Here is a 2,518-nt window from a genome sequence, read left to right as displayed (position 1 = left end):
TGCATGTTCCGGCCCATTCCGATCACCCATTTCGGTTCAATTCGATCACTGATTTCGGTCTAATCCGATCGCCTATTTCGGTGTTATCCGGTCAAAAATGACGTTTTTCCGAAATCACTGATCGGAATACCGAAATCTTCTTCTTTTTCTCATTAAATCAATTGGTAAGCTCAACTTCATCACTTGATTGAAGGAACGAGCTGCCATGGCGAGAAAGAGAACCGATATGAGAAAGATTAAAGACGTCCTGCGTCTCAAATTCGAAGTAGGATTAAGCCATCGAGACATCGGCCAATGTTTGAGTCTCGGCCCTTCAACCGTGAGTGAAATACTCTCACGCTTTAAATCCACTGATTTATCGTGGCCGTTGCCGGAAGCGCTCAATGATAAAACGCTCGAGGCTCAGTTGTATAACACTGGTCCCGTTCAGCGCCAAAAACGGCTGCCTGACTTTATGCTTATGCAGCAAGAGTTGAAGCGTAAAGGCATGACGAAGCTGTTGCTGTGGGAAGAGTATTGCGCCGAAGATAGTGCGTCAGCTTATGGTTACACGCAGTTCTGCGAGCATTATCAGCGATGGCTTAAAAAGCAGAAGCGTAGTATGCGTCAGCATCATATCGCGGGTGATAAGTTGTTTATTGACTATTGTGGGCCTACAGTACCTATCGTTAATCCCGATACGGGCGAAGTGCGTTATCATGCACAAATCTTTGTTGCGACTTTAGGCGCGACCAACTACACGTATGTTGAAGCTGGCCGCTCTCAGCGTGAGGAAGATTGGATAATGGCGCACGTAAGAACGTTCCGCTACCTTGGCGGTGTACCCCGTTTACTTGTGCCGGATAACCTGAAATCAGCCGTTACCAAAGCCCACCGTTACGCGCCCACGCTGAACGAAAACTACGCCAAAATGGCGCGGCATTACGGCTGCGCCATCGTTCCGGCAAGACCTTACAAACCGAAAGATAAAGCCAAAGCAGAAAATGCGGTTCTGATTGTTGAGCGCTGGATATTAATGCGATTACGACGGGAGTGCTTTTACACTTTAGCGGGCCTTAACGCACGTATCAAAGTGTTAATGGCAGAGTTAAATAATCGGCCGCAGCGCTTACATCCAGGCTCTCGCCGAGAGCAGTTTGAACTGCTCGATAAACCCGCGTTAATGCCATTGCCTGGTACCACGTATGAGTACATCGATAGTAAACGCGCTAAGGTGGGGCCGGATTACCATGTGCTGTATCAAAAACACGCTTACTCCGTACCGCACACCTTAGTGGGCAACACGGTGACCATCGAGGCAAGTGGCAGTGTGGTCAGCATCTATCATCACAATCAACTGGTGACACAGCACGCTAAATCAGCAAAAGACGGTGGCTTCTCAACCCAGAAAGAACACATGCCCGATAGCCATGTAAAACAACGCTTCAGTGCAGAGCGCTTACTGCACTGGGCCGAGAATATTGGTGTAGGTACGCGCGGTGTGGTGCAGTGGCACATCCATAGCCGTCAACATCCAGAGCAAGCGATTAAAAGCTGCCTAGCCATTCTAAATCTCACTAAACAGCATGGTGCTGCGCGGCTTGAAGCCGCTTGCCAAAAGGCATTGCTGCTAGAGCGCCCTCACAGAAGCGTAGTAATGAACTTACTCAAACATCACCAAGAAAGTGTACCGAGCACCGCTGTTGAACACGATGAGCAACCTGTAACCCACCACAATATCCGCGGCCAATATTACTATCAATAGGACAACTCATGACACAATCTCAACTACAAGAGCAACTGCGTAGCTTACGGCTTGGGCACTTCGCTCAAGCGTTATTGCAACAACAAAGCCAAGCGACAACCTACGACGAGATGAGCTTCGAAGAACGCTTGGGATTACTGGCACAGCACGAAATTCACTGTCGTCAAGACAGCAAAGTGAAGCGTTTACTGCGGCAAGCAACCTTGCGCTTAGAAGCTCACGCCAGCCGATTGGAATACCGCGCAGAGCGCGGTCTACGCAAAGATAAAGTCGCCACACTGTTGAGCGGCCAATACTTACATCATGCCCATAACATTATCGTTACTGGCGCAACGGGGTGCGGTAAAACGTACTTCGCTTGCGCATTAGCCAGACAAGCCTGTGAACAACATCATACAGTGCGATATTACCGACTTGGGCAACTTCTTGATGAGCTGAATATCGGTCACGCCGATGGCAGTTATCGACAACAGCTTGCACAACTCGCCAAGAAAAAGCTACTCATCCTAGACGACTGGGGAATGGAAAAACTGAGCGCAAGACAGGCTAATGACTTACTCGATGTGATGGAAGAACGGTATCAAAACACCAGCACCATCATAGCGAGTCAACTACCCGTTACCGAATGGTACAAGCTCATCAGTAACCCCACTGTGGCAGATGCATTACTCGATCGTTTACTGCACAACAGTCATCGAATTGAACTGGCTGGCGAATCGATGAGAAAACTAGACCAATCCGATCACTTAAGGTAAAACTGGCAAGGACGAAAAA

2 protein-coding genes are annotated in these 2,518 nt (G+C 48.6%); both read left to right on the top strand.

Annotated elements, in window-relative coordinates:
* Positions 1–205: 205 nt before the first annotated feature.
* A complete protein-coding gene (gene istA, locus JC525_RS19635) occupies positions 206–1,744 on the top strand; it encodes an IS21 family transposase (RefSeq protein ID WP_442859573.1) in 1,539 nt (512 codons plus the stop codon).
* A gap of 8 nt (positions 1,745–1,752) precedes the next feature.
* On the top strand, positions 1,753–2,499 hold the full coding sequence (gene istB / locus JC525_RS19630) for an IS21-like element helper ATPase IstB (protein WP_198817816.1): 747 nt from the start codon (positions 1,753–1,755) through the stop codon (positions 2,497–2,499).
* The last annotated feature ends 19 nt before the right edge of the window (positions 2,500–2,518 follow it).

Source organism: Alteromonas sp. IB21, assembly GCF_016405965.1.
Lineage (GTDB): Bacteria > Pseudomonadota > Gammaproteobacteria > Enterobacterales > Alteromonadaceae > Alteromonas.
Note: the sequence above shows the minus strand (reverse complement) of the source record. Positions and strands in the feature narration are given on the sequence as shown.